23 protein-coding genes and 2 pseudogenes are annotated in these 26,407 nt (G+C 66.9%); 18 read left to right on the forward strand and 7 right to left on the reverse strand.

Annotated features, from left to right (window positions below):
- Positions 1–4: 4 nt before the first annotated feature.
- On the reverse strand, positions 5–721 hold the full coding sequence (locus ACZYZ9_RS04615) for an LppX_LprAFG lipoprotein (RefSeq protein ID WP_463825037.1): 717 nt from the start codon (positions 719–721) through the stop codon (positions 5–7).
- 76 nt (positions 722–797) lie between these two features.
- On the opposite strand from ACZYZ9_RS04615, the gene ACZYZ9_RS04620 reads away from it, so the two are divergent.
- From ACZYZ9_RS04620 to ACZYZ9_RS04660, 9 genes and pseudogenes are all read left to right on the forward strand, one after another.
- Entirely contained in the window at positions 798–1,406 is a 609-nt protein-coding gene (locus ACZYZ9_RS04620) for a riboflavin synthase (protein WP_463825038.1), read from the forward strand.
- A 112-nt stretch (positions 1,407–1,518) separates the two neighbouring features.
- The gene (locus ACZYZ9_RS04625; protein ID WP_463825039.1) at positions 1,519–2,796 is read left to right on the forward strand and encodes a bifunctional 3,4-dihydroxy-2-butanone-4-phosphate synthase/GTP cyclohydrolase II; all 1,278 of its coding nucleotides are present in this window, start codon (positions 1,519–1,521) and stop codon (positions 2,794–2,796) included.
- Positions 2,797–2,806: 10 nt separating this feature from the next.
- Positions 2,807–3,289 (forward strand): 6,7-dimethyl-8-ribityllumazine synthase, encoded by a 483-nt coding sequence (gene ribH, locus ACZYZ9_RS04630; protein ID WP_463825040.1) that lies wholly within the window; start codon positions 2,807–2,809, stop codon positions 3,287–3,289.
- Positions 3,286–3,756, forward strand: coding sequence for a PH domain-containing protein (locus ACZYZ9_RS04635; protein WP_463825041.1), 471 nt, complete (start codon positions 3,286–3,288; stop codon positions 3,754–3,756). The genes ribH and ACZYZ9_RS04635 overlap by 4 nt, the downstream gene beginning before the upstream one ends.
- Before the next feature lie 65 nt (positions 3,757–3,821).
- Entirely contained in the window at positions 3,822–5,777 is a 1,956-nt protein-coding gene (gene uvrC / locus ACZYZ9_RS04640) for an excinuclease ABC subunit UvrC (RefSeq protein ID WP_463825042.1), read from the forward strand.
- Positions 5,774–6,658, forward strand: coding sequence for an RNase adapter RapZ (rapZ, locus tag ACZYZ9_RS04645; RefSeq protein WP_463825043.1), 885 nt, complete (start codon positions 5,774–5,776; stop codon positions 6,656–6,658). Before uvrC ends, rapZ begins: the two co-directional genes overlap by 4 nt.
- 8 nt (positions 6,659–6,666) lie before the next feature.
- Positions 6,667–7,717: pseudogene (gene yvcK, locus ACZYZ9_RS04650) on the forward strand (uridine diphosphate-N-acetylglucosamine-binding protein YvcK).
- Positions 7,714–8,691, forward strand: a complete 978-nt coding sequence (whiA, locus tag ACZYZ9_RS04655) for a DNA-binding protein WhiA (RefSeq protein WP_463825044.1) — start codon at positions 7,714–7,716, stop codon at positions 8,689–8,691. The pseudogene yvcK and the gene whiA overlap by 4 nt, the downstream one beginning before the upstream one ends.
- A gap of 64 nt (positions 8,692–8,755) precedes the next feature.
- Complete coding sequence (locus tag ACZYZ9_RS04660; RefSeq protein ID WP_463825045.1) at positions 8,756–10,141, forward strand: WS/DGAT/MGAT family O-acyltransferase; 1,386 nt, start codon at positions 8,756–8,758, stop codon at positions 10,139–10,141.
- Between the two features lie 4 nt (positions 10,142–10,145).
- On the opposite strand, the gene ACZYZ9_RS04665 is transcribed toward ACZYZ9_RS04660, so the two are convergent.
- The 3 genes from ACZYZ9_RS04665 to ACZYZ9_RS04675 are packed head-to-tail and all read right to left on the reverse strand — an operon-like array spanning position 10,146 to position 13,807.
- Positions 10,146–11,420 carry an alpha/beta hydrolase fold domain-containing protein gene (locus ACZYZ9_RS04665; RefSeq protein ID WP_463825046.1) on the reverse strand — a complete coding sequence of 425 codons (1,275 nt, stop codon included), beginning with the start codon at positions 11,418–11,420 and terminating at the stop codon, positions 10,146–10,148.
- Positions 11,417–13,048, reverse strand: coding sequence for an acyl-CoA ligase FadD12 (gene fadD12, locus ACZYZ9_RS04670; protein WP_463825047.1), 1,632 nt, complete (start codon positions 13,046–13,048; stop codon positions 11,417–11,419). Before fadD12 ends, ACZYZ9_RS04665 begins: the two co-directional genes overlap by 4 nt.
- A gap of 3 nt (positions 13,049–13,051) precedes the next feature.
- A complete protein-coding gene (locus ACZYZ9_RS04675) occupies positions 13,052–13,807 on the reverse strand; it encodes a 1-acyl-sn-glycerol-3-phosphate acyltransferase (RefSeq protein ID WP_463825444.1) in 756 nt (251 codons plus the stop codon).
- 166 nt (positions 13,808–13,973) lie between these two features.
- Here ACZYZ9_RS04675 and ACZYZ9_RS04680 point away from each other — a divergent pair, with 166 nt between their 5' ends.
- From ACZYZ9_RS04680 to ACZYZ9_RS04700, 5 genes are all read left to right on the forward strand, one after another.
- Positions 13,974–14,738 (forward strand): SDR family NAD(P)-dependent oxidoreductase, encoded by a 765-nt coding sequence (locus tag ACZYZ9_RS04680; protein WP_463825048.1) that lies wholly within the window; start codon positions 13,974–13,976, stop codon positions 14,736–14,738.
- A gap of 96 nt (positions 14,739–14,834) precedes the next feature.
- On the forward strand, positions 14,835–16,064 hold the full coding sequence (locus ACZYZ9_RS04685; RefSeq protein ID WP_463825445.1) for a PucR family transcriptional regulator: 1,230 nt from the start codon (positions 14,835–14,837) through the stop codon (positions 16,062–16,064).
- Positions 16,065–16,176: 112 nt separating this feature from the next.
- The gene (locus ACZYZ9_RS04690; RefSeq protein ID WP_463825049.1) at positions 16,177–16,569 is read left to right on the forward strand and encodes a hypothetical protein; all 393 of its coding nucleotides are present in this window, start codon (positions 16,177–16,179) and stop codon (positions 16,567–16,569) included.
- A gap of 85 nt (positions 16,570–16,654) precedes the next feature.
- A complete protein-coding gene (locus tag ACZYZ9_RS04695) occupies positions 16,655–18,397 on the forward strand; it encodes a DUF3556 domain-containing protein (protein WP_463825050.1) in 1,743 nt (580 codons plus the stop codon).
- Entirely contained in the window at positions 18,394–19,812 is a 1,419-nt protein-coding gene (locus ACZYZ9_RS04700) for a phytoene desaturase family protein (protein ID WP_463825051.1), read from the forward strand. Before ACZYZ9_RS04695 ends, ACZYZ9_RS04700 begins: the two co-directional genes overlap by 4 nt.
- On the opposite strand, the gene ACZYZ9_RS04705 is transcribed toward ACZYZ9_RS04700, so the two are convergent.
- The gene (locus ACZYZ9_RS04705; protein ID WP_463825052.1) at positions 19,809–20,249 is read right to left on the reverse strand and encodes an IS110 family transposase; all 441 of its coding nucleotides are present in this window, start codon (positions 20,247–20,249) and stop codon (positions 19,809–19,811) included. The two genes, ACZYZ9_RS04700 and ACZYZ9_RS04705, sit on opposite strands and share 4 nt — an antisense overlap.
- Here ACZYZ9_RS04705 and ACZYZ9_RS04710 point away from each other — a divergent pair.
- Positions 20,218–20,373, forward strand: a pseudogene (locus ACZYZ9_RS04710) (hypothetical protein); the annotation flags it as partial. The gene ACZYZ9_RS04705 and the pseudogene ACZYZ9_RS04710 sit on opposite strands and share 32 nt — an antisense overlap.
- Positions 20,374–20,518: 145 nt before the next feature.
- Here the strand turns inward: ACZYZ9_RS04710 and ACZYZ9_RS04715 are convergent.
- Entirely contained in the window at positions 20,519–21,361 is an 843-nt protein-coding gene (locus ACZYZ9_RS04715; RefSeq protein ID WP_463825053.1) for a beta-xylosidase, read from the reverse strand.
- 345 nt (positions 21,362–21,706) lie between these two features.
- Between ACZYZ9_RS04715 and gap the strand changes: the two genes are divergently transcribed.
- The 3 genes from gap to tpiA are packed head-to-tail and all read left to right on the forward strand — an operon-like array spanning position 21,707 to position 24,746.
- Entirely contained in the window at positions 21,707–22,726 is a 1,020-nt protein-coding gene (gap, locus tag ACZYZ9_RS04720; protein WP_463825054.1) for a type I glyceraldehyde-3-phosphate dehydrogenase, read from the forward strand.
- Positions 22,727–22,728: 2 nt separating this feature from the next.
- A complete protein-coding gene (locus ACZYZ9_RS04725) occupies positions 22,729–23,964 on the forward strand; it encodes a phosphoglycerate kinase (protein WP_463825055.1) in 1,236 nt (411 codons plus the stop codon).
- A complete protein-coding gene (gene tpiA, locus ACZYZ9_RS04730) occupies positions 23,961–24,746 on the forward strand; it encodes a triose-phosphate isomerase (protein ID WP_463825056.1) in 786 nt (261 codons plus the stop codon). Before ACZYZ9_RS04725 ends, tpiA begins: the two co-directional genes overlap by 4 nt.
- Positions 24,747–24,842: 96 nt before the next feature.
- On the opposite strand, the gene ACZYZ9_RS04735 is transcribed toward tpiA, so the two are convergent.
- Entirely contained in the window at positions 24,843–26,369 is a 1,527-nt protein-coding gene (locus tag ACZYZ9_RS04735) for a hypothetical protein (protein ID WP_463825057.1), read from the reverse strand.
- Positions 26,370–26,407 lie beyond the last annotated feature (38 nt).

A 26,407-nucleotide genomic window follows, 5' to 3' on the forward strand; every position in this document is an offset into this window, starting at 1 on the left:
CGGATCAGCTCTCCGGCTTCGTGACGACGACGGGCTGGTTCCAGTTCGACAGCGTCATCTGGATCGAGTTGCCCGACCCCTTGTCGATCATCACCTGCGCCAACTGGTGCTCACCGGTCTCCTGGATCCAGACGGTGGTCGGAACCTGGTCTGTGGCGTTCAGCGGCGCGAGCTTGTTCACCACGTCGCCGTTGACCTTTCCGCTGATGCGCACGGCAGTCTGCCCGTTGATCATGTCGCGGCCCTCGGCTTTCGGATCGTTGAGATTCGCCAGAATGTTGGCGACGCCCGTTTCCGGGCTGAGAATTGCCGACGGGTCGTAGTGCAACAGTTCCTCGATCTTGCCCACGTCGGTCCATTGCCCGGGGGACAGGGCGGTGGTGTACAGCTCGCCCTCCAAGATCACGAAGTCGGCCTGAACCTCGTTGCCGAACGCAATGATTCGGGCGTTGCCCTTGCCGGCGGTGGTCGGGGTGGTGGTCAGATCGCCGGTGAGGTTCTTCAGCGGCAGGCCCGCGATCTTGCCGTTCACCGTCAAGTTCAGATGCGCGCTCTTGACGCCTTTGGTGACCGCGGCGGACTGGCTGACCAAGGTCTTTGCGTCGGGAAGTGGACCACCTTTGGCTTTCTTGCTGATCGTGCACCCGCCGCTGAGCGTGACAGCGACGCTCAGGATGGCGAAGACGGCTAAGAGTCGTCGGGGGGTCTGCATACGTTGCATCGTAGAGGGTGCCCATGTCAGACCCCTGGTAGCCGGGCGGGTGCAGACGGCCGCAAACAGTCACTAACCTGGTGCGATGTTCACCGGAATTGTCGAGGAGCTGGGGCAGGTGGTCGGCCGGGACGCGCTGGTCGATGCCGCGCGGCTGATCATTCGCGGGCCCACCGTGACCGCCGACGCCGGTCACGGCGATTCGATCGCCGTCAACGGCGTGTGTCTGACAGTGGTCGACGTGCTGCCCGACGGCCAGTTCAGCGCCGACGTGATGGCCGAGACGCTGAACCGCTCGAATCTGGGCCGGCTGCAACCGGGGAGCCCGGTGAACCTGGAACGCGCGGCGGCGATCAACAGCCGGCTGGGCGGACACATCGTGCAGGGCCACGTGGACGGGACCGGTGCGATCGTCGCCCGCACGCCCGCTGAGCACTGGGAAGTGGTGCGCGTCGAGATGCCCGCGGCCGTGGCCCGCTACGTCGTGGAGAAGGGGTCGATCACCGTGGACGGGATTTCGCTCACCGTGTCCGCCCTGGGCGCCCAGCCCCGGGACTGGTTCGAGGTCTCCCTGATTCCGACCACCCGGGAGCTGACCACGTTGGGTTCCGCCCCGGTCGGCACCCAGGTGAACCTGGAGGTGGACGTGATCGCGAAGTACGTCGAGCGCCTGCTGCAAGCCCAGCGCGACTGATGTGGGCCTCCCGCTCAACACGCAGCGGCAATAACCCGGGGCCGGCGGTGGTTCATACTGAATGCAACACGGCGGTTTTCGTGCTGGCCGTTCGAACAGCAAGGTAGCGACGATGACGAGGTTGGACTCCGTCGAGAGGGCGGTTGCCGACATAGCGGCGGGCAAGGCCGTCGTCGTCATCGACGACGAGGAACGCGAAAACGAGGGCGACCTGATTTTCGCGGCCGAGAAGGCCACCCCGGAGCTGGTGGCGTTCATGGTCCGCTACACCTCGGGATACCTGTGCGTGCCGCTGGCCGGGGAGATCTGCGACCGGCTGGGTCTGCTGCCGATGTACGCGGTGAACCAGGACAAGCACGGCACCGCCTACACCGTGACTGTCGATGCGAGACTCGGTGTGGGAACCGGGATCTCAGCGTCGGACCGGGCCACCACGATGCGGCTGCTGGCAGATCCGGCGAGTATCTCGCAGGATTTCACCCGTCCCGGTCACGTGGTTCCGTTGCGCGCCAAGGATGGTGGTGTGCTGCGGCGTCCCGGTCACACCGAAGCCGCGGTCGATCTGGCCCGGATGGCGGGCCTGCAGCCGGCCGGCACCATCTGCGAGATCGTCAGTCAAAAAGACGAGGGCGCGATGGCCCAGACCGACGAGCTGCGGGTCTTCGCCGACGAGCACGGTCTGGCGCTGATCACCATCGCCGACCTGATCGAGTGGCGCCGCAAGCACGAGAAGCACATCGAGCGCATCGCCGAGGCCCGGATCCCGACCCGGCACGGGCAGTTCCGCGCCATCGGCTACAGCAGCATCTACGAGGACGTCGAGCATGTCGCGTTGGTCCGCGGTGACATCGCCGGACCCAACGGCGACGGCGACGACGTGCTGGTGCGGGTGCACTCGGAGTGCCTCACCGGGGACGTGTTCGGCTCGCGCCGGTGTGACTGCGGGCCGCAACTGGATGCCGCCATGGCGATGGTCGCCCGGGAGGGCCGCGGCGTGGTGTTGTACATGCGCGGCCACGAGGGCCGCGGCATCGGCCTGATGCACAAGCTGCAGGCCTATCAATTGCAGGACGCCGGCGACGACACGGTGGATGCCAACCTCAAGCTCGGATTGCCCGCCGACGCACGCGATTACGGGATCGGCGCGCAGATCCTGGTCGATCTCGGGGTCCGCTCGATGCGGCTGCTGACCAACAACCCGGCCAAGCGGGTCGGCCTGGACGGATACGGGTTGCACATCATCGAACGGGTGCCGCTGCCGGTGCGGGCGAACGCCGAGAACATCCGCTACCTGATGACCAAACGCGACAAGATGGGCCACGACCTGGCGGGCCTGGACGATTTCCACGAATCCATTCATCTGCCAGGCGAATTCGGCGGTGCCTTGTGAGGGGTACGCGGTGAGCGGTGGCGCTGGCGTGCCGGACATCCCGGCGCTCGACGCTTCAGGCGTGCGGTTGGGCATTGTCGCCAGCACCTGGCACGGGACGATCTGCGACGCGCTGCTGGCCGGTGCGCGCAAAGTCGCCACCGCGTCCGGTATCGACGATCCGACGGTGGTACGGGTGCTGGGTGCCATCGAGATCCCGGTCGTGGCACAGGAACTGGCCCGCAGCCACGATGCCGTCGTCGCGCTTGGTGTGGTGATCCGCGGTGAGACACCGCATTTCGACTACGTCTGCGACGCGGTGACCCAGGGACTGACCCGGGTCTCGCTGGACGCGGCCACGCCGGTGGCCAACGGGGTGTTGACCACCAACAACGAGGCGCAGGCCCTCGACCGGGCCGGGCTGCCGTCGTCGGCCGAAGACAAGGGCGGCCAGGCCGCGGCGGCAGCGCTGAGCACCGCACTGACCCTGCGCGACCTGCGCGCCCGATCGTGACGACGAAATCCGCCGCGGGTGACTGGGACCTGGTCTGCCGACCACGCCTGACACCGTTGTTTGCCTACGGGGCGGCGTTCATCCTGCTGGCGGCGCATATCGCCGGTGGACTGCTGCTCAAGATCGGGTCCAGCGGAGTGGTCTTCCAGACTGCCGACCAGATCGCGATGGCACTGTTGGGCGCGGTCCTGGCGGGTGCCGTGCTGTTGTTCGCACGGCCCCGGCTGCGCGTCGGCGCGGCCGGGTTGTCGGTACGAAATATGTTGGGTGACAAGTTGATTCCGTGGTCCGATGTGGTCGACGTGTCGTTTCCGGTCGGTGGCCGCTGGGCTCACGTCGACCTGCCCGACGACGAATACATCCCGGTGATGGCGATTCAGGCCGTGGACAGGGAACGCGCGGTCGCGGCGATGGATTCGGTGCGATCGCTCATGGCCCGCTATCGGCCGGACCTGCACGCGCGCTGATGGCGCGACCGAGGTGGCGTGGCCGCCGTGTCCACCGAAACCCGCCCGACCACTAACCTGGTTTGGTGCCAGATCCCGCCACCTACCGTCCGGCTCCCGGGTCTATCCCGGTCGAGCCGGGGGTGTACCGATTCCGGGATCCGCACGGGCGCGTCATCTACGTCGGCAAGGCCAAGAGCCTGCGCAGCCGGCTGACGTCGTATTTCCAGGACATCTCCGCCCTGCACCCGCGCACCCGGCAGATGGTGACCACCGCCGCCAAGGTCGAGTGGACGGTGGTGAACACCGAGGTCGAGGCGCTGCAGCTGGAATACAACTGGATCAAGGAGTTCGATCCGCGCTTCAACGTCCGCTACCGCGACGACAAGTCCTACCCGGTGCTGGCCGTCACCCTCAACGAAGAGTTCCCGCGGTTGATGGTGTACCGCGGGCCCCGGCGCAAGGGGGTGCGCTATTTCGGACCGTATTCGCATGCCTGGGCCATCCGCGAGACGCTGGACCTGCTCACCCGGGTCTTCCCGGCGCGGACCTGCTCGGGCGGAGTCTTCAAGCGACACAGCCAGATCGACCGGCCCTGCCTGCTCGGCTACATCGACAAATGTTCGGCGCCCTGCGTCGGCCGGGTGAGTGCCGAGCAGCACCGTCAGATCGTGCTCGATTTCTGCGACTTCCTGTCCGGCAAGACCGACCGCTACGCGCGCGAGCTGGAGCAGCAGATGCACGCCGCGTCCGAACAGCTGGATTTCGAACGGGCCGCGCGGCTGCGCGACGACCTCGGTGCGCTCAAGCGTGCGATGGAGAAGCAGGCCGTGGTACTCGGCGACGGCACCGACGCCGACGTGATGGCATTCGCCGACGACGACCTCGAGGCCGCGGTGCAGGTCTTCCACGTGCGCGGCGGGCGGGTCCGCGGCCAGCGCGGCTGGGTCGTGGAGAAATCCGCGGAAGCCGGGGATTCCGGCGCCGAGCAGCTGGTCGAGCAGTTCGTCACGCAGTTCTACGGCGATCAGGCCGAACTGGGTCTGGAAACCAGCCAAGCGGCCGACGAATCCGTCAACCCGGTGCCCCGCGAAGTGCTGGTGCCCTGCCTGCCGGCCAACCACGACGAGCTGGTCGCCTGGCTGTCCGGTCTGCGTGGTGCGAAGGTCGCACTGCGGGTGCCCCGGCGTGGTGACAAACGCGCGCTCGCCGACACCGTGGAACGCAACGCCAAAGATGCTCTGCAGCAACACAAGCTGAAGCGCGCCGGCGACTTCAACGCCAGATCCGCTGCGCTGCAGAACATTCAGGAGTCACTCGGGTTGGCGGACGCCCCGCTGCGCATCGAGTGCGTCGACATCAGCCACGTGCAGGGCACCGACGTCGTCGGCTCGCTGGTGGTCTTCGAGGACGGTCTGCCGCGCAAATCGGACTACCGGCACTTCGGGATCCGCGAGGCCGCGGGCGAGGGGCGGTCGGATGACGTCGCCTCCATCGCCGAGGTGACCCGGCGCCGGTTCCTGCGTCATCTCAGCGACCAGAGCGATCCGAATCTGCTTTCCCCGGAAGGTAAATCGCGCCGATTCGCCTACCCGCCCAACCTCTACGTCGTGGACGGCGGCGCGCCCCAGGTCAACGCGGCCAGTGCCGTGCTCGAGGAGCTCGGCATCACCGACGTCGCGGTGATCGGTCTGGCCAAGCGGCTGGAAGAGATCTGGGTGCCGGCCGAACCGGACCCGATCATCATGCCGCGCAACAGCGAGGGACTGTATCTGCTGCAGCGGGTGCGCGACGAAGCGCACCGGTTCGCCATCGCCTACCATCGCAGCAAAAGATCCAAACGGATGACGGCGTCGGCGCTGGATTCCGTGCCCGGACTGGGTGAGCACCGACGCAAGGCGCTGGTCACCCACTTCGGATCGATAGCCCGCCTCAAGGAGGCCACCGTCGAGCAGATCACGGCCGTCCCCGGCATCGGAGTAGCCACGGCCACCGCCGTGCTGGACGCGCTGCGGCCCGAGTCGACGGGAGTCACCGAATGACCGGCAACGAGGTCCCCGCCGGCATCGACGTCGTGCTGGTGACCGGGCTCTCGGGCGCGGGACGGGGCACCGCCGCCAAGGTGCTCGAGGATCTCGGCTGGTATGTGGCCGACAACCTGCCGCCGCAGCTGATCACCCGCATGGTGGATTTCGGTTTGGCCGCCGGCTCGCGGATCACCCAGCTCGCGGTGGTGATGGACGTGCGGTCGCGCGGCTTCACCGGTGACCTGGACGAGGTGCGCAACGAGTTGGCCACCCGCGACATCACCCCGCGTGTGGTGTTCATGGAGGCTTCCGACGACATGCTGGTGCGCCGCTATGAGAACAATCGCCGCAGCCACCCGCTGCAGGGCGAGCAGACCCTGGCCGAAGGTATTGCCGCCGAACGCCGGATGCTGGCTTCGGTTCGGGCCACGGCGGACCTGATCATCGACACCTCGACGTTGTCGGTGCGCGGGCTGCGGGAGACCATCGAGCGCGCGTTCGGCAGCACCGCCGCCGCAACCACCAGCGTCACCGTGGAATCGTTCGGCTTCAAATACGGCCTGCCGATGGACGCCGACATGGTGATGGACGTTCGCTTCCTGCCGAACCCGCACTGGGTCGACGAGCTGCGTCCGCTCACCGGCCAGCACAGCGCGGTGCGCGACTACGTCCTGAGTCAACCCGGCGCGGCGGATTTTCTGCAGACCTACCACCGGTTGCTGGCCCTGGTGGTCGACGGGTACCGGCGGGAAGGCAAGCGCTACATGACCGTCGCGGTCGGCTGCACCGGCGGTAAGCACCGCAGCGTCGCGATCGCAGAGACGTTGATGGAACTGCTGGGGTCGGATCCGCTGCTCACGGTGCGGGCGTTGCACCGGGATCTGGGCCGCGAATGAATTCCTCGGTGAGCCAGAGCATCGTCGCGATGGGCGGCGGGCACGGCCTGCATGCGACGCTGTCGGCCGCGCGCCGGCTGACGCCGTACGTCACCGCCATCGTGACCGTCGCCGACGACGGCGGCTCGTCGGGCCGGCTGCGCGGGGAACTCGACGTGGTGCCCCCCGGTGACCTGCGAATGGCGTTGGCGGCCTTGGCATCTGACAGTCCGCACGGGCGGCTCTGGGCGACCGTCATGCAGCACCGGTTCGGTGGCACGGGAGCGCTGGCCGGGCATCCGATCGGCAACCTGTTGCTGGCGGGCCTGTCCGAGGTGCTGGCCGATCCGGTCGCGGCACTCGACGAGGTAGGGCACATCCTGGGTGTCAAGGGGCGGGTGCTGCCGATGTGCCCGATCGCCCTGCAGATCGAGGCCGACGTTTCCGGGCTGGAGTCCGATCCGCGCATGTTCCGGTTGATCCGGGGGCAGGTCGCCATCGCCACCACGCCGGGCACGGTGCGCCGGGTACGGTTGCTGCCCGCCGACCCGCCGGCCACCCGGCAGGCCGTCGACGCGATCATGGCCGCCGACCAGGTGGTGCTGGGGCCGGGCTCGTGGTTCACCAGTGTGATCCCGCATGTGCTGGTGCCCGGTCTGCGCACTGCGTTGCGGGCCACCACCGCGCGCAAGGCGCTGGTGCTCAATCTGGTGGCCGAGCCGGGGGAGACGGCCGGCTTCTCGGTGGAACGCCACCTTCATGTGTTGGTCCAGCACGCGCCGGACTTTACGGTGGACGACATCATCATCGACACCGACCGGGTGCCGAGCGATCGCGAACGCGACCAACTGCGCCGCACCGCAACGCTGCTGCAGGCGGAGGTCCACTTCGCCGACGTGGCCCGACCTGGTACACCTTTACATGACCCGGGCAAGCTGGCGGCGGTCCTGGACGGGGTGCGGCAACGTGGCAGTGCTCGTCATGAGGGCTCAGGTGAGCCCGCGGTGACGGCTACCGAAGAGATACCGATCGACGGTGGCCGTCGGGAACGAACCAAGGGGTGACGACGCGTGGCGATGACGACCGAAGTCAAGGACGAACTGAGCCGTCTGGTGGTCAAGTCGGTCAGTGCGCGCCGCGCGGAGGTCACCTCGCTGCTCAGGTTTGCCGGCGGGTTGCAGATCGTGTCCGGGCGGGTGGTCGTCGAAGCCGAGGTGGATCTGAGCAGCATCGCGCGCCGGCTGCGCAAGGACATCTTCGACCTGTACGGCTACAACGCGGTGGTGCACGTGTTGTCGGCCAGTGGAATTCGCAAGAACACCCGCTATGTGCTGCGGGTCGCCAGTGACGGCGAGGCGCTGGCCCGCCAGACCGGCCTGCTCGACATGCGCGGGCGTCCGGTGCGCGGCCTGCCGGCGCAGGTCGTCGGCGGCAGCGTCGGCGACGCCGAAGCCGCTTGGCGGGGAGCTTTTTTGGCGCACGGCTCGCTGACCGAGCCGGGCCGGTCCTCGGCGCTGGAGGTCAGCTGCCCGGGCCCGGAGGCGGCGCTCGCGCTCGTCGGTGCGGCGCGCCGACTCGGGGTCAGCGCCAAGGCGCGCGAGGTGCGTGGCGCCGACCGGGTGGTGGTGCGCGACGGCGAGGCGATCGGCGCGCTGCTGACCCGGATGGGCGCCCAGGACAGCCGGCAGGTCTGGGAGGAGCGCAGGATGCGCCGCGAGGTCCGGGCCACGGCCAACCGGCTGGCCAACTTCGACGACGCGAACCTGCGCCGGTCGGCGCGCGCGGCGGTGGCTGCGGCGGCGCGGGTGGAACGGGCCCTGGAGATTCTCGCCGACACCGTGCCCGAACATCTGGCCACGGCGGGCCGGCTGCGGGTCGAGCACCGCCAGGCCTCGCTGGAGGAGTTGGGTCGGCTCGCCGACCCGCCGATGACCAAAGATGCTGTGGCAGGCCGTATTCGGCGGTTGCTGTCGATGGCCGATCGTAAGGCGAAGGTGGACGGCATTCCCGACACCGAGTCGGCGGTGACCCCCGATCTGCTGGAGGACGCGTAACACCGGGCTGTGAGATTCTCCGGGTTGCTGGCTTCGCTGGGTGGACGGACGCTACGGTCGGGGAATGCAACGGCTCTCTAGTGTTGATGCGGCGTTCTGGTCCGCGGAAACCGCAGGCTGGCACATGCACGTCGGTGCGCTGGCAATCTGCGACCCCACCGACGCGCCCGATTACAGCTTCCAGCGGCTGCGCGAACTGCTGATCGAGCGGTTGCCGGAGATTCCGCAGCTGCGCTGGAAGGTGACCGGCGCTCCGCTGGGCCTGGACCGCCCGTGGTTCGTCGAGGACGACGAACTCGATATCGATTTCCACGTGCGACGCATCGGCGTTCCCGCCCCCGGCGGGCGCAAAGAGGTCGACGAACTCGTCGGCCGGCTGATGTCCTACAAGCTGGACCGCTCGCGTCCGCTGTGGGAACTGTGGGTCATCGAGGGCGTCAAGGGTGGCCGCATCGCGACCCTGACCAAGATGCATCACGCCATCGTTGACGGGGTTTCCGGCGCCGGGCTCGGCGAGATCCTGCTGGACGTCACCCCCGAGCCGCGCCCCCCGCAGAAGGAAACAGTCGGTTTCGTCGGCTTCCAGATCCCCGGGCTGGAGCGGCGCGCGATCGGTGCGCTGATCAACGTGGCCGTCAAGACACCGTTTCGCATCACCAGACTGCTGGAACAGACGGTCCGCCAACAGATAGCGGCGCTCGGTGTCGCCGGCAAGCCGCCCCGCTATTTCGAGGCACCCAAGACCCGGTTCAATGCCCCCGTGTCGCCGCACCGGCGCATCACCGGCGCGCGCGTGGAGTTGAAGCGGGCCAAGGCCGTCAAGGATGCGTTCGGGGTCAAGCTCAACGATGTGGTGCTCGCGCTGGTCGCGGGGGCGGCGCGCGAGTACCTGCTCAAGCGCGACGAGTTGCCGTACAAGCCGCTGATCGCCCAGATCCCGGTGTCCACCCGCACCGACGAGTCCAAATCCAACATCGGCAACCAGATCAGTTCGATGACGGCGTCGCTGGCCACCGACATCGACGACCCGGGCGAGCGGCTGCTGGCGATCCACGAAAGTACCCGCAACGCAAAGGAAATGGCCAAAGCTCTGTCCGCGCACCAGATCATGGGGCTCACCGAGACCACGCCGCCCGGGCTGCTGCAGTTGGCCGCCCGCGCCTACACGGTCAGCGGGTTGTCGCGCAACTTCGCGCCGATCAACATGGTCGTCTCCAACGTCCCCGGCCCGTCGGTCCCGCTGTACATGGCCGGCGCCAAGTTGGAGTCGCTGGTTCCGCTCGGCCCACCGGTGATGGACGTGGCGCTCAACATCACCTGCTTCTCCTACGACCAGTGCCTCGACTTCGGTTTCGTGACCACACCGGAGGTCGCCAACGACATCGACGACATGGCCCGAGCCATCGAGCCGGCGCTCAAGGAGTTGGAGCGCGCCGCCGAAGCGCTGTAGTGCGCTATGTGCTCGGCGGGTTCGTCACGTAGACCCAGGACAGGAACCGGGCCACCGCGTCGGCCGACTTGTGTGCCCGTGGCGAGCCGAAGATGTCGAAAGCGTGCTGCGCGTTCGGTAATTCGGCGTAGGCGACCGGCGACTTCGACACCGCGCGCAGTTCGTCGACGAACTCGCGGGCCTCTTCCACCGGGATCAGCGAATCATCCTCGCCGTGCAGCACGAAGAACGGTGGCGCGTCGGGTCCCACGTAGCTGACCGGGGAGGCGTCGACGTAGATATCGCGGTGCGTGCTGAACTTCTTCTTGACCACCATTCGGGCCAGGATCTCGACGAATTCCGCGCGCCCCGGCGCGTCGGTGGAGAACCAGTCGTAGCGACCGTAGAACGGCACGGCGGCCACCACCGAGGTGTCGGCGTCTTCGAAACCCGGCTGGAACTTGGGGTCGTTGGGTGTCAGCGCAGCCAGCGCCGAGAGGTGACCGCCGGCCGAACCACCGCTGATCGCAACGAAATTCGGGTCCCCACCGTAGGCTGCGATGTTCTCCTTCACCCAGGCCAGCGCGCGTTTGACGTCGACGATGTGGTCCGGCCAGGTGTGCACCGGGGATACGCGGTAACCCATCGACACACACACCCAGCCGCGCGAAACCAGATGCGCCATCAGCGGATACGCCTGCGGACGGCGCATCCCGATCATCCAGGCGCCGCCCGGCACCTGCAGCAGCACCGGCGCTTTGCCGTCCCGGTCCAGATCGCGCCGACGCCAGATGTCGGCCCGGTTGGCGCGACCGTGCGGACCGTAGGACACGATGTTCTCTTTGTCGACGAAACGCCGGCGTGCCATCGTGGTGCGCAGCGGCGGGTTGCGCCGACCGGATTGCGTGGGCTGGGTGGGCAATTCCTGCAATTCTTCGGTGTAGTCGGGGCCGAGTTGATCGGTCAGCGCCGACTCCAGCACCGGGCCGGGGGTGACCAGGCCGCGGTAGCCGATTACCCCGAGCATCGCCCACGCCGCGCCGGTCAGCGCCAGCGCCACCTTGCCCTTGGGGCCGGCGAAGTCACCGCGCCGCCCGCGGCGCACCGCGTCCAGCACGGACACCCCCGCATACAGCGCCGGCACCTCGGAGGTGGGCCAGCCGAACCAGAACACCGTCGGGGCTGCCCACGAGTTGCGGGTGATCGGCCGTAATCCGTTGGCGGCGTTGACGAATTCCACCGCGGCACGGGTCAGCGGCCGCGGCCGGCGCAGCTGCCTGAGCAGTGGGCGCAGGTTCATGAGTCGCTCACCCGGGCCTTGAGTTCGTTGCGCAGGATCTTGCCGGTGCTGCCGCGCGGCAATTCATCGAGGACCGTGATCGCACGAGGCACCTTGTAATTGGCCAGGTTGTCCCGGACATGCTGTTTGAGGGTCTCGTCGGTGGCACGGGCGCCGGGTGTCAGGACCACGAAAGCCGCCAATCGCTGGCCGTACTGTTCGTCGTCCACGCCGATCACCGACGCTTCGGCGACTTCGGGATGGGATGCCAGCGTCTTCTCCACTTCGATCGGATAGATGTTCTCCCCGCCGGAGACGATCATCTCGTCGTCGCGGCCCACCACGAACAGCCGGCCGTTCTCGTCGAGGTAGCCGACGTCACCCGACGACATGTAGCCGGCGTGGAAATCCTTCTGCTTCGACCCCTCGGTGTAACCGTCGAACTGAGTGTCGTTGTGCACGTAGATGGTCCCGGTCTCACCGGTGGGCAGTTCGTGAAAGTCCTTGTCCAGGATGCGGATCGAGGTACCACCCGCCGGCTTGCCCGCGGTGTCGGGGGCCGCGCGCAGGTCCTCGGGCGTCGCGGTGGCGATCATGCCGGCCTCAGTGGCGTTGTAGTTGTTGTAGATCACGTCGCCGAACTGGTCCATGAACGAGATCACGACGTCGGGACGCATCCGTGAACCCGAGGCCGCGGCGAACCGCAGCGATTTCCCGCTGTAGCGGTTGCGCACCTCGTCGGGCAGGTCCATGATCCGGTCGAACATCACCGGTACCACCGCCAGGCCGGTCGCCTGGTAGCGGTCGATCAGGTCCAGCGTCGCTTCCGGGTCGAATTTGCGCCGGGTGACGATGGTGCAGGCCATCGATGCGGCGAAAATCAGCTGCGAGAAACCCCAGGCGTGGAACATGGGCGCGACGATCACGATCGTTTCCTCGGCCCGCCACGGGGTGCGGTCCAGGATCGCCTTGAGCGTACCTATTCCGGCGTTGCCGCCAGACTGCTTGGCGCCCTTGGGTGTTCCGGTGGTACCGGAGGTGAGCAGGATGATGTTGCCCTTGGCCGCACCGCGCTGCGGCCGCTGGCCGGCGTGCGCGGTGATCAGTTCCTCGACCTTGTGCCGGCCCGGCTCAGCGGAGTCGGTCCAGGCCAGGATTCGGGTGGCATCGGGCCGGTCGGCCAGCGCGCGCTCGACGGTGTCGGTGAACTCCTCGTCGTAGATCACCGTGTCGACGTTCTCGCGGTTCACCACTTCGGCCAGGGCCGGACCGGCGAATGATGTGTTGAGCAACAGGATCTCGGCACCGATCCGGTTGGCGCCCACCACCGCTTCGATGAAGCCGCGATGGTTGCGGCACATCACGCCGACCACTTTCGGTGCGCCGGAAGGCAACTGCTGCAGGGCAGCACCCAGGGCGTTGATCCGCTCGTCGAGCTCACGCCAGGTCAGCGTGCCCAGCTCGTCGATCAGGGCGGGACGGTCCGGGCAGCGCTGCGGTGCTCCGGCGAAACCTGTTGTCATGCCCATGCCTTCGCGGCGCATGGCCGCGATCATTTTCATGTAGCGGTCGGGGCGCAGCGGCGCGATCAAGCCGGCACGCCGCATGGTGCGGATGACTCCGAGAATGTCTTCGACGCGAGATGCCATGGCTCAGCCCAGGATCGGGAAGCGGCGCTTGGCGGCGAGTTCGTTCAGGCCGGCCTGCATCACCGAGCGGACGTGTTCGTCGACGGCATCGACGTCGGGGTCGGCACCGAATTCCGCGACGATGTCGATCGGTGCGAGCACCTGGGTGACGATCTTGGAAGGCAGCGGCAGATTCGGCGGAATCGGACTGGTCAGCCCGAACGGGAACCCGATGGACAGCGGCAGGATGTCGCTGCGCAGCAACCGTTTCAGGCCCAGCCGCTGTGCCAGCCAGGTGCCGCGGGTCAGGTAGAGCTGGGTTTCCTGGCCACCGATGGAGACCATGGGCACGATGGGTACGCCGGCTTCGATCGCGGTGCTGACGTAGCCTTTTCGGCCGTTGAAGTCGATGACGTTCTCCGCGGCCGTCGGCCGGTAGGCGTCGTAGTCGCCGCCGGGGAACACCACCACCACGCCGCCGGAGCGCAGTGCTTTGGCGGCGTTCTCCCGGTTGGCCCGGATGTAGCCGGTCTTTCGGAAGAAGTCCGCGGTCGGCCCCATGAACAAGATGTCGTGGCTCAGGGTCAGCACCGGCCGGTCATAGCCGAACTTGTCGTAGAAGTCGACGCTGAAGATCGGCACGTCCATGGGGAACTGACCACCCGAGTGGTTGGCGACCACCAGCGCGCCGCCCGGCGGGAACCCGTCCAGTCCGTGCACCTCGCTACGGAAGTACGTCTTCAACATCGGGCGCAGCACCGAGATCATCCGCTGGGTCATGCCGGGGTCGAATTTGCCGATGTCGTCTTCGCTCACTGAGGCTCCTTTGCCGACGAGTTCCTTGATCGTAGCGAGCAGCCTCGACCGTCGATCCGAACCCTCGACGCACTGCGGCGGGTGCCTACATATGCTGCAACGCGACAGAGCTCACCCGAAGGGACTCCCGATGGCCATCCTCGACAGCTTCCGACTCGACGACCGCGTCGCGATCGTCACCGGCGCGTCCAGTGGCCTGGGCGTCGGGTTCGCCGCCGCCCTGGCACAAGCGGGAGCCGACGTGGTGCTCGGCGCGCGGCGCGAGGAACGCATGGCCCGCACCCGGGAACTGGTGGAGGCGGCGGGCCGCCGGGCCGTCGCCGTGCGCACCGACGTGACCGACCCCGGCGATTGCCAGCACCTGGTCCGGGCGGCGGTGGAAAGTTTCGGGCGGGTCGACATCCTGGTCAACAACGCCGGCGTCGGAACCGCCGTCCCGGCGCTGCGCGAGACACCCGAGCAGTTCCGGTCGGTCATCGACCTGAACCTGAACGGTTGCTACTGGATGGCGCAGGCGTGTGCGCAGGTCATGCAACCCGGCAGTTCGATCGTGAACATCAGCAGCGTGTTGGGGCTCACCACCGGGGGCCTGCCGCAGGCCGCCTATGCGGCGTCGAAGGCCGGCGTCATCGGTCTGACGCGCGATCTCGCCCAGCAGTGGACCGGGCGCAGGGGCATTCGGGTCAACGCGCTGGCACCGGGGTTCTTCGAGTCGGAGATGACCGACGAATTGCCGGCCGGCTATCTGGAGAGCACCGTGGTCCCGCGTACCCTGGCCGGCCGCATCGGCCGGGTCGAAGAGCTCAGTGCTGCACTGATTTTCCTCGCCAGCGACGCCAGTAGCTATATCACCGGTGTCACGCTGCCGGTCGAAGGCGGCATGCTCGCCACCTGAGGGTGTTGCAGGACGGCTTCGCTCTGCGGAAGGATCCCAGAGGTGGCCCAGCCCGAAGCCGAGGCCCGCGGTCAGCTTGCGGTGATCGCCCGGCAGATGAGTGCCATTCGCGATGAATTCATCACCGAGGTGTTCGCGGCGATGAAGAAGGACATTCAGGGCCTCAACTACGACAGCCGGATGCTGTCGTTGTGGCGGAGCAGCCTCACCGAGCACGTGGTGGCGGGCATTCACTATCTGGAGCGGGATCCACCGGAACCGTTCCTGGAGGCCCCGGCCGCGGGATTGGCCTACGCACGGGCGGCGGCTCAGCGAGACATCCCGTTGTCGGCGCTGGTTCGGGCCCATCGGATCGGACATGCGCGATTCCTGCAGCAGGCAATGCCGTTCGTGTCGCTGTTGTCCGCCGCACAGCGGGTGCCGGCGATGATCGAGCTGGTGAGCCGCTGTTCGCGCTTTGTCGACGTGATCGGCGACCAGCTGATCATGGCCTACGAACAGGAACACGACCGCTGGGTCAGCCGGCGCAGCGGCCTGCAACAACAGTGGGTCACCGACCTGCTCGCCGGGGCGCCGATCGACGTCCAACGTGCCGAAACGGTGCTGGGCTATCAGCTGGACGGGCCGCACGTCGCCGCGGTGTTGTGGGCGGACGACACCACCTCCGCGCGTGACGTCGCGGCGCTGTTCGAGAAGACAGCGGCGCTGCTGGCGGGGGAGCTGCGGGCGGTGGGGCGGTCGCTGATGGTCCCGACCGACGAGCGCGAAGCGCGGCTGTGGTTTTCGCCGTCGGCCGGCCGGGACGCGACGGTCGTGGATCCGCAGCGGGTGCGCGCGGCCTGCACCTCGGCCGGATTGGACGCACGATTGGCGTTCGGCCGGGTCGAACAGGGGCTGGACGGCTTTCGTGCCTCGTTGAAACAGGCCGAACGCGCCAAGGCGGTAGCCCTTGCCGGTGGCGACCACCCCCGCCACCGGGTGGTGTTCTATGCCGATGTCGCGCCGGTTGCGCTGATGGCCGGCGACCCCGAGGAGCTGCGGCGGTTCGTCGCCGACACGCTGGGCGACCTCGATGTGCACGACGAGCGCAATCGCTGGCTGCGGGAGACGCTGCGGCAGTTCCTGGCCCGCAACCGCAGTTATGTCGCCACTGCCGAAGCAATGATGCTGCACCGCAACACTATTCAATATCGGGTGGTGCAGGCGATGGAACGTTGCGGGCAGAACTTCGACGATCCCGACGCGGTGTTCAAGGTACAGCTGGCGCTGGAGGTCCGCCGGTGGATGGGTCCGGTCGTGCCGCGCGCGGTCACGCCTACGGCCTGACGGTGTTCGTGCGCAGCGCACAAAGCCGGCGGTGAGCTTCGGCGCCGCGGCACATGGTATCGGCAAATTAGGAACGTTATCGTTCACCTATGGAGTCACCGCACTGCCCGGCATGCCGCTGTCACGGGCGGTCCCCGATCGCGGTGTCCGCCCCCGCCAACACCGGATGGGCAACGAGAAGCGTTATCCGAGAAGTAAATTCATGCAACCGAAACCGCCGACCGGTGCCGGTGTTCCCCGCTACGCCGCCGAAGCCGTGGCCGGGTACCGCCGCCAGGCCGAATACTTCATGGCGCTGCTCAAGCTGAACCTGCAGCGCGTCGACCACCGGATCGAGAAGTGCCGGGCCGCGATCGCCTTTTCGCAGGCCGCCGGTGACATCGAGAACGTGATCGGCTTCCGCGACCTGCTGCGACTCGAGCAGCAGGAACGTCAGGCTGTCGAGGTGATGATCGCGAACCTGCGCCGTCGTTTCGCGCCGCCGGGGACCGAAAAGTCCTTCTGATCGGCCCGCGGGTGGCGCTCCGCTGCCAGGGCCCGGCCCGATACATTTGGTCTCGCTGGAGTCAGCAGCGGGAACGGGGGCCGTCATGGGGTTCATGTCACCAGACCTACCGGATGTCGATCGCGACACCTGGTCGAGTTTGCCGCGGGCCACGCGCCTGCAGGTCGTGACCCGGCACTGGGCGGAGAACGGCTTCGGCACACCGTACGCGGTGTACCTGATCTATCTGCTGAAAATCGCGCTCTACCTCGCCGCTCCCGCGGCAATCATCTCGTTGACCCCCGGCCTGGGTTCCCTCGGCGACATTTCGACCTGGTGGACGCAGCCGATCGTCTATCAGAAGCTGATCGTCTTCACGCTGCTGTTCGAGGTGCTCGGTTTGGGGTGCGGGTCGGGTCCGCTGACCGGTCGCTTCACCCCGCCGATCGGCGGGGTCCTGTACTGGTTGCGCCCCAGGACAATTCGGCTGCCACCCTGGGGGGACAAGGTCCCCTTCACCCGGGGCGATTCTCGCAGCATCGTCGACGTCGCGCTCTACGCGGTGGTGTTGCTCAGCTGCGGGTGGGCGCTGTTGGCGCCCGGGGGCGGTCCGGTCACCTCCGCCGGCGACGTCGGCCTGCTCGATCCACTGCTGGTGGTCCCGATCATCGTGGCTCTGGCGCTGCTGGGCTTGCGTGACAAGACGGTGTTCCTGGCGGCCCGCGGCGAACACTATTGGCTCAAACTCTTCGTGTTCTTCTTCCCGTTCGCCGATCAGGTCGCGGCCTACAAGCTCATCATGTTGCTGCTGTGGTGGGGCGCGGCCACCTCCAAGCTCAATCATCACTTCCCCTATGTGGTTTCGGTGATGACGAGCAACAACGCGTTGCTGCGCAGCGCGTTGTTCACCCCGCTCAAACGCAAGATGTACCGCGACCACCTCGACGATCTGCGGCCCACCCTGATACCGAAGCTGATGGCCCACGTCGGGGGCACCACCGCGGAGTTCGTGGTGCCCACCATTCTGGTGTTCGTCGCCGGCGATCAGCCGTGGCGGTGGTTCCTGATCGGATTCATGGTCATCTTCCACCTCAACATCCTGTCCAACCTCCCGATGGGAGTTCCGTTGGAGTGGAACGTCTTTTTCATCTTTTCGCTGTTCTATCTGTTCGGGCACTACGGTTCGATCCGCGCGATCGACCTGCGGTCGCCGCTGCTGTTGGCCCTGGTGTTGGCGGCGGCCGCGGTCGCCGTCGCGGGAAACCTCTTCCCGGCGAAGATTTCGTTCCTGCCCGGCATGCGCTACTACGCGGGAAACTGGGCCACCAGCGTGTGGTGCTTCCGTTCCGGCGCCGAGGACAAGATCGAAACCGATGTGGTGAAAAGCTCTGCGCTGGTTATCAATCAGCTGGCCAAGCTGTACGACCCGGCTACCGCAGAGATCATGGCCGACAAGACCGCCGCGTTTCGTGCGATGCACACCCACGGCCGCGCGCTGAACGGATTGCTGCCCCGCGCGATCGAAGACGAAGCCGACTACAAGATCCGCGAGGGTGAGATCGTGGCCGGACCGCTGGTCGGGTGGAACTTCGGCGAAGGGCACCTGCACAACGAGCAACTGCTCGAGGCGGTGCAGCGCAGGTGCAACTTCGCCGAGGGTGATGTTCGGGTCATTGTCCTCGAGGGCCAGCCGATCCAGCATCAGAAGCAGTGGTACCGCATCTTCGACGCCAAAACCGGCCTCATCGAAGCCGGTTATGTCGACGTCGTGGAAATGCTGACCCGTCAGCCCTGGCCGGAGCCGGGCGACCACTTCCCGGTCCACGTGACCACCGCAGCCGGCGCATGACGACCGCGGTCGTCGTCGGCGCCGGGCCCAACGGATTGGCCGCCGCCATCCACCTCGCCCGCCAGGGCCTCGATGTGCACGTGCTGGAGGCCGACGACACCATCGGCGGGGGAGTCCGCTCGGGTGAGTTGACGGTGCCCGGCGTCATTCACGACCACTGCTCGGCGTTTCACCCGCTCGGCGTCGGATCACCGTTCTGGAAGGAGATCGGACTCGACAGCTACGGCCTGTCGTGGAAATGGCCGGAGATCGATTGCGCGCATCCCCTCGACGACGGCACCGCCGGCTTGTTGTATCAGTCGATCACCACGACCGCCAAGGGACTTGGGGCCGATCGCCGACGATGGCAGGCGGCGGTCGGCGGGCTGGCGAAGGGGTTCGACGACCTGGCCGAGGATCTGCTGCGACCGGTGCTGGCCCTTCCGCACCATCCGGTGCGCCTGGCGCTGTTCGGTCCGCGCGCGGTGCTGCCGGCCGCCGCGGTAGCGAGCTGGTTCCGCACCGACCAGGCCCGCGCCCTGTACGGCGGCGCGGCCGCCCATGCCTATACCCGGTTGGATCGGCCGCTGACCGCGTCGCTGGGGTTGATGATCCTGGCCAGTGGCCACCGATACGGGTGGCCGGTCGCCGAAGGCGGGTCCGGGTCGATCACCCGTGCGCTGGGTGCGGCGCTGCAGGCGCACGGTGGGCGCATCACCACCGGCGTCACCGTCACCAGCCGCCGCGACATCCCGACTGCCGACCTCGTCATGCTCAACCTGAGCCCCGCCCAGGTGCTCGACCTCTACGGCGATGCGATGCCGACGCGGATCAGGCGGTCCTATCGGCGGTTCCGCGCGGGTTCGTCGGCGTTCAAGGTCGACTTCGCGATCGAGGGCGACATCCCCTGGACCAATCCCGACTGTGGGCGGGCGGGCACCGTGCACCTGGGTGGCAGTTTTGCGGAGATCGCTGACACCGAATTGCAACGGGCGCAAGGGAAAATGGCGCAGCGGCCGTTTGTGCTACTCGGGCAGCAGTACCTGGCCGACCCGTCCCGTTCAGCCGGCAACATCAACCCGATCTACGCCTACGCCCATGTCCCGTTCGGCTATACCGGCGACGCGACCGCCGCCATCGTCGACCAGATCGAACGGTTCGCACCCGGTTTCCGCGATCGCATCATCTCGACCGTTTCCACCAGCACCAGCGAGCTGCAGGCCCGCAACCCCAGCCTGATCGGCGGTGACATCATCGGCGGCGCGAACGACCGGTTGCAGATCCTGTTCCGGCCGCGGATCGCGGTGGATCCCTATGCGATCGGCGTGCCGGGTGTCTACCTGTGCTCGCAGTCCGCCCCGCCCGGCGCCGGGATTCACGGGCTGTGTGGGTATCACGCCGCCGAAGCCGGGTTGCGCTGGCTGCGGCGCGGTTAGTTCGGCGGCCGGGTTGATGCTGCTATTGGTGTCAAGCGGCTTTGAGCCAGTTCCTGTATTGGTCGGCGAGGGTGTCGTCGCGTTGTAGACCCCGTTCGATGCGGGAGATGACGGTGGGCCAGACGCCGAAGTGGTTGGCCGCCGCAGTGACGGTGATGTTCTCGGGGCGCCGATACCAGCATCGCCTTGAGCTGATTGATCACCGCGGTGCGATGTTTGACCGCCGAGCGGCGGGCGATGTGCAGAGCTCGCAACCCACTGGTCGCATCGTCCTTCGGGATGGCGAGCCCGTCGCCGGCCAGCGCAGTGCGGGCGGCGCTGTAGGCATCTAGTGGACCAGACTTGCCTCTGAGCCGCCGGGTGGACTTGACCGCGCGGGTGACCTCCACGACGTCAATACCGGCCGCACCCGGATCACTGGCCCGACCCCCCACCACACCACCACCGGATGTCCCACCCTGCCAAGGACCCCTCGGCGAACGCGCCGACTGGTGGTGGTACACACCCTGCCAACCTAAAGACGCGCCCAGCTGGACGACTTTTCAGCAAGTCAGGGAATAAGGTGTTGAGCGTTGTGAATAACGCCTGCCGGCAATGCATTATTTGGCAGGCGCACGGCAATATTCTGCGCGCTATTCAGCGCATGGAACATTGATATTCAGGTCACCCGAAATAGCGGATCACTGAAACGGTCCAGCCGTCTGGTTCACCCGGTCGGACCGGGTGCAAATGGCTGACCCGGTACTGGCCCACCGGTGGGAGCCGGACGCGACGGGTCGCCTTTCCCGGTCCGGGACATGTCGGTGATCGGCGCGGCCGGCAGCCCGGCACCTTCTGGCCCGAGCGCGATCAGCGGAGTACCCGCTGCGATGACCGGTGCTCCGACCGGAACCGGTGCGCCGATCGGGACGGGTGCGCCGATCGGGACGGGTGCGCCGATGGGCACGGGTGCGCCGATGGGCACGGGTGCGCCGATGGGCACGGGTGCGCCGATGGGCACGGGGGCTCCGATGGGTACGGGGGCTCCCACCGGGATGGGCGCCGCGACCGGGATCGGTGCGCCGATCGGCACCGGCCCAGGTACCACCACCGGGACACCGGCCATGTCAGTGACTGCCGCGCTGGCCGGGCCGCACATCGCTGGTGCTGCGGGTCCCCCGGCGGTCCCCGGCCCGCCCGGTGTCGACCCGCCCCCAGCACCCGCGCCGCCCGCGCCGCCGCCGTCGTACGCACAGCACGCAGGTGCGGCGCCGGCAGGTGCTGGTGCACCCCCGGGGCCGCCGGCAGCGCCTCCCGCACCGGTGGGGGCTGGCGCACCCGCGCCGCCCGCTCCGCCGTATGCACAGCATGCCGATAGGGCAGCCGCCCCCGCGGGTGCTCCCGCACCGTCGGCCATCCCCGACATGCCCTGAATGCACGCATGGCCGCCACCGGTGATCAGCGGTACGGCAGCCGCGGCCGGACTCAGCGATACCGCGGCACCCAGCAACCCGGCACCGGCGACAAATGCCTTGAAGTTGAATCGATCAAAGATCGTCATCAACGTCAACTCCTTTAATCACGCTCATAAGTTTCTGTGGACGCAAGCAGGCCGCACGGCCAACCCGAGTCCTTCTTGTACACCGGCGCAATTGTTGGGTGCTGTTGTGTGGCGCATGACGCGCCGCACCGCGTCGTTTCCAAATGGTGACGTTCGCTAGGACTTACCTACTGAATGGAGACTGGTCCGTTATTTATCGGTAGGGATTCGCCCGGTCCCGCCCCGGTGAGCGGCATCACAACAACGCGCCGCCGGCGGCCGGCACTCTTACCAGCCACAGCGATGCCGTCCGCACTGCTCTAGGCTGACGACGAGCGCTTATCAGCGGACACGAACCAAGACGAGGAGAGACACGTGACGGTCCGAGTAGGCATCAATGGGTTCGGTCGCATCGGACGCAACTTCTACCGCGCCCTATTGACCCAGCGCGACCTTGGCAAGGCCGACATCGAGGTGGTGGCTGTCAACGATCTCACCGACAACGCCACGCTGGCTCACCTGCTGAAGTTCGACTCGATCCTGGGCCGCCTGCCCGCCGACGTCAGCCTCGACGGCGACGACACCATCGTCGTCGGCAAGGACGAGATCAAAGCCCTCGCGATCAAGGAAGGCCCGTCCGCGCTGCCCTGGGGAGACCTGGGTGTCGACGTCGTGGTCGAGTCCACCGGCATCTTCACCAACGCCGCCAAAGCCAAGGGCCACCTCGACGCCGGGGCCAAGAAGGTGATCATCTCCGCGCCGGCCACCGACGAGGACATCACCATCGTGTTGGGCGTCAACGACGACAAATACGACGGCAGCCAGAACATCATCTCCAACGCCTCCTGCACCACCAACTGCCTCGGGCCGCTGGCCAAGGTGCTCAACGACGAGTTCGGCATCGTCAAGGGCCTGATGACCACCATCCACGCCTACACCCAGGACCAGAACCTGCAAGACGGCCCGCACAAGGACCTGCGCCGGGCGCGGGCTGCCGCGCTCAACATCGTGCCCACGTCCACCGGCGCCGCCAAAGCCATCGGCCTGGTGCTCCCCGAACTCAAGGGCAAGCTCGACGGGTATGCCCTGCGGGTTCCGATCCCGACCGGATCGGTCACCGACCTCACCGCAGAGCTGAAGAAGTCGGCCACCGCCGACGAGATCAACGCTGCGTTCAAGGCCGCCGCCGACGGGCCGCTCAAAGGCATCCTGAAGTACTACGACGTGCCGATCGTGTCGTCCGACATCGTCACCGACCCGCACAGCTCGATCTATGACTCGGGCCTGACGAAGGTCATCGACAATCAGGCCAAGGTGGTGTCCTGGTACGACAACGAATGGGGCTACTCCAACCGCCTCGTCGACCTGGTCGAACTCGTCGGCAAGTCGCTCTAACCATGAGCGTCCCGACACTCGAAGACCTTCTCGCCGAAGGTGTTTCGGGCCGCGGTGTGCTGGTCCGCTCCGACCTGAACGTCCCGCTCGACGATGACGGCACCATCACCGATCCCGGCCGGATCACCGCGTCGGTGCCGACGTTGAAGGCGCTACTCGACGCCGGCGCCAAAGTGGTGGTCACCGCTCATCTGGGGCGCCCGAAGGACGGACCCGACCCGAAGTACTCGCTGGCGCCGGTCGCCGAAGCGTTGGGCGAGCACCTGGGCCGGCACGTGCAATTGGCCGGGGATGTCGTCGGCAGTGACGCACTGGCCCGGGCCGAGGGTCTCACCGACGGTGACATCCTGCTGCTGGAGAACATCCGTTTCGACAAGCGCGAGACCAGCAAGGACGATGACGAACGCCGCGCGCTGGCCAAGCAGCTCGCCGAACTGGTCTCGCCGGGAGGCGCTTTCGTCTCGGACGGCTTCGGAGTGGTGCACCGCAAGCAAGCCTCGGTGTACGACGTCGCCACGCTGCTGCCGCACTACGCGGGCAAACTGGTCGCCGACGAGATCGAGGTGCTCGAACAGTTGACCAGTTCCACCGAGCGGCCCTACGCGGTGGTGCTGGGCGGATCGAAGGTCTCGGACAAGCTCGGTGTCATCGAGTCGCTGGCGACCAAAGCCGACAGCATCGTCATCGGTGGCGGCATGTGCTTCACATTCCTTGCCGCACAAGGATATTCGGTGGGTAAGTCGCTGCTCGAAGAAGAGATGGTGGACACCTGCAAGAACCTGTTGGAGACCTACCACGACGTCCTGCGCCTGCCCGTCGACATCGTGGCGACCGAGAAGTTCGATGCCGACTCGCCGCCGCAGACCGTGGCGGCCGACGAGATTCCCGACGACCTGATCGGCCTGGACATCGGACCCGGTTCGGTGAAGAGGTTCACCACGCTGCTCTCCAATGCCAAGACCGTGTTCTGGAACGGTCCGATGGGCGTATTCGAGTTTCCCGCCTATGCCGAGGGCACCCGCGGGGTCGCCGAGGCCATCGTCACCGCGACCAAGAAAGGCGGTTTCAGCGTGGTCGGCGGGGGTGACTCCGCAGCGGCGGTGCGGGCGTTGAAGATTCCGGAGGACGCCTTCTCGCACATCTCCACCGGCGGCGGCGCGTCGCTGGAATACCTGGAAGGCAAGTCGCTTCCGGGCATCGAAGTGCTGACAAGTGAGCAACCAGGAGCAGACTCGTGAGCCGCAAGCCGCTGATCGCCGGCAACTGGAAGATGAACCTCAACCACTTCGAGGCGATCGCGCTGGTTCAGAAGATCGCATTCGCGTTGCCGGACAAGTACTTCGACAAGGTCGACGTAACCGTCATCCCACCGTTCACCGACCTGCGCAGCGTGCAGACCCTGGTCGACGGCGACAAGTTGCGGCTCACCTATGGTGCCCAGGACCTGTCGCAACACGACTCCGGCGCCTACACCGGGGAGATCAGCGGAGCCTTTCTGGCCAAGCTGGGTTGCAGCTTTGTCGTCGTCGGACACTCCGAGCGGCGCACCTACCACGACGAGGACGACGCGCTGGTGGCCGCCAAAGCCGCTGCCGCGTTGAAGCACGAGCTCACCCCGATCGTCTGCATCGGCGAGCACCTCGAGGTTCGTGAGGCCGGAAATCACGTGTCGCACAACGTCGAACAGCTGCGCGGCTCGCTGGCCGGGTTGTCTGCCGAACAGATCGAAAAGGTCGTCATCGCCTACGAACCGGTGTGGGCGATCGGCACCGGGCGGGTCGCCAGTTCCGCCGATGCGCAAGAGGTATGCGCGGCGATTCGCGTGGAGCTCGGCGAGCTGGCGTCTAAACAGATCGCCGAATCGGTGCGGGTGCTCTACGGCGGGTCGGTGAACGCCAAGAACGTCGGCGACCTGGTCGCGCAGCAGGACATCGACGGGGGACTGGTCGGCGGCGCGTCGCTGGACGGGGAACAGTTCGCCACGCTCGCAGCGATCGCCGCCGGGGGGCCATTGCCGTAGCTCGCCGGGGGTCCGCTGCCGTAGATCGGCACGTGCGGTGTGCCCGAAAAGTCGCGCCTGCGTGGGCAAGTCGCTATGAGGCGGGCACCGGGATCGCTATCCTTGGACGGTGACGGCTGGGGCTATTGTGGCCAAGCCGACGTATTTTCCGGCCCGGACGATCGCGTACGATCGCCACAATTGCCGCTCCATCGAGTCGAACACATGCGCCGCAATCGATTTGGCAAGCTGCAACTGCTCGGCGGACAACGGCGCCGGCGCGCTGATGTGGACACGATCGGCGGCCGGGGCGATCGGCGGGTCGTGCCGACCGGCCAGATAGTCCAGCCGGCCCCCGGTTTCGGCCTCCGCGGCCAGGGCGAGCGGCTTCGTCTGGGCGAAGAATTCTTCGCCGGTGGATTCCAGGGCCACCAACATCCACCACCGCAGCACCGGATCATCGTGCCGCAGTGCGATTTTGGCGAACTCGATCATGTTCTCCCGATGCAGATCCATGTCGGCATCGAAGAAGAGCCACTCCAGCGCCCGGCTACCGGTATGGTCCAGCACGTCGTCGAGGCCGAGCGCATCCCAGTCGGACAGGAATAACCCGCTGTGTTCGGAGAGCCGCGAGGCCCATGCGTTGACCGCTTCCTGTTCGGGGGTCGCCGGTTCGGGAAATGTCACGGCGTACTTGGTCAGGTCGCGGTAACCGAGGATGTCCATCACCCACATCGGGATGAACTGACGAAGTTTGTCCGCAGCGCTTCGATCGTCGCTGCGCAGCCATTCGTAGAAGGGGTGCGCGCGCAACCTGTCCTTGCGCTCCTCGAGATAGCGCAGCATCTCGCTGTCGTGATCGTCGCTCGGGTCGACCACCAGGGCGGGGGCCGTCCAATCGTCGCGCGCCACACTCTGCAGTGGCGGACGGCGCGGGACGGTGCCGGACTCCAGATAGGTGTTGGCGTAGTGCAGAAATCCGTCGAAGATGCGATCGAAAATGCCGAACATCCGCTGGCAGGCCTCGGCTGCGCGCTCGCGACGCGCCGGGTCGAGCTCGACGGTCTCGAATACGCCTTCGGTGTTGCCGACGTGACCGGATTCCAGGTCAAGGTGGTAGGGGCCGAAATAGCTGTATTCGAGCCCGGTCTGGCTGGATAGCCTGGCCGCGACGCGGGCGGTATTGCTGAGCATGACGTGGCCGGTGGCTTCACCGGCCTCCGAGTGACCGAACCGGATGAACGCGTCGTCACCGTCGTCGACAACAAGCCGGATGAAATCAATTCCGCTGCGGCGGAACGGTTCCTGGTCCGGGGACAGGAACAACCACCACAGGGTGTCACTGGTGCGCCAGCCCAGTCGGGCATCGAGATCGAGCTTGCGCCAGTCGTCCAGGAACATCTTGGAGTGCTTCTCGTCTTCGAGCGTGCCGAGATTGATCACCCATTCGTACTCGGTGTGTGGTTCGGGGAACCGCAATACCCAGCGGTTCATGTCGCGAAATTGCATGATGAACAGGGCGCCGGCCGGTCCGATGGCAAGCTGATCCTGCGCCGGCACTCTGTCGCTGGACAACCACGCGAAAAAGGGGTGCCGACGCACCGCCTCTTGTCGCGCATCCCGCAGTTGCATCACGTGTTTCATTGCAAGGCCATCCATTACTGATCGCGAAGGCGTTCTGG

It is taken from the genome of Mycobacterium sp. IDUB_28, assembly GCF_055419285.1.

Excerpts from the sequence above, each read along its gene's own strand:
- fadD12 (WP_463825047.1), bottom strand. The coding sequence starts at position 13,048 with ATGGCATCTCGCGTCGAAGACATTCTCGGAGTCATCCGCACCATGCGG.
- ACZYZ9_RS04735 (WP_463825057.1), bottom strand. The coding sequence starts at position 26,369 with ATGAAACACGTGATGCAACTGCGGGATGCGCGACAAGAGGCGGTGCGT.
- ACZYZ9_RS04615 (WP_463825037.1), bottom strand. The coding sequence starts at position 721 with ATGCAACGTATGCAGACCCCCCGACGACTCTTAGCCGTCTTCGCCATC.
- ACZYZ9_RS04660 (WP_463825045.1), top strand. The coding sequence starts at position 8,756 with ATGCAACGGCTCTCTAGTGTTGATGCGGCGTTCTGGTCCGCGGAAACC.
- ACZYZ9_RS04665 (WP_463825046.1), bottom strand. The coding sequence starts at position 11,420 with ATGAACCTGCGCCCACTGCTCAGGCAGCTGCGCCGGCCGCGGCCGCTG.
- ACZYZ9_RS04620 (WP_463825038.1), top strand. The coding sequence starts at position 798 with ATGTTCACCGGAATTGTCGAGGAGCTGGGGCAGGTGGTCGGCCGGGAC.
- ACZYZ9_RS04675 (WP_463825444.1), bottom strand. The coding sequence starts at position 13,807 with ATGACCCAGCGGATGATCTCGGTGCTGCGCCCGATGTTGAAGACGTAC.
- ACZYZ9_RS04700 (WP_463825051.1), top strand. The coding sequence starts at position 18,394 with ATGACGACCGCGGTCGTCGTCGGCGCCGGGCCCAACGGATTGGCCGCC.
- ACZYZ9_RS04685 (WP_463825445.1), top strand. The coding sequence starts at position 14,835 with ATGAGTGCCATTCGCGATGAATTCATCACCGAGGTGTTCGCGGCGATG.
- ACZYZ9_RS04680 (WP_463825048.1), top strand. The coding sequence starts at position 13,974 with ATGGCCATCCTCGACAGCTTCCGACTCGACGACCGCGTCGCGATCGTC.
- ACZYZ9_RS04625 (WP_463825039.1), top strand. The coding sequence starts at position 1,519 with ATGACGAGGTTGGACTCCGTCGAGAGGGCGGTTGCCGACATAGCGGCG.
- rapZ (WP_463825043.1), top strand. The coding sequence starts at position 5,774 with ATGACCGGCAACGAGGTCCCCGCCGGCATCGACGTCGTGCTGGTGACC.
- ACZYZ9_RS04695 (WP_463825050.1), top strand. The coding sequence starts at position 16,655 with ATGGGGTTCATGTCACCAGACCTACCGGATGTCGATCGCGACACCTGG.
- ACZYZ9_RS04725 (WP_463825055.1), top strand. The coding sequence starts at position 22,729 with ATGAGCGTCCCGACACTCGAAGACCTTCTCGCCGAAGGTGTTTCGGGC.
- whiA (WP_463825044.1), top strand. The coding sequence starts at position 7,714 with ATGACGACCGAAGTCAAGGACGAACTGAGCCGTCTGGTGGTCAAGTCG.
- ACZYZ9_RS04690 (WP_463825049.1), top strand. The coding sequence starts at position 16,177 with ATGCCGCTGTCACGGGCGGTCCCCGATCGCGGTGTCCGCCCCCGCCAA.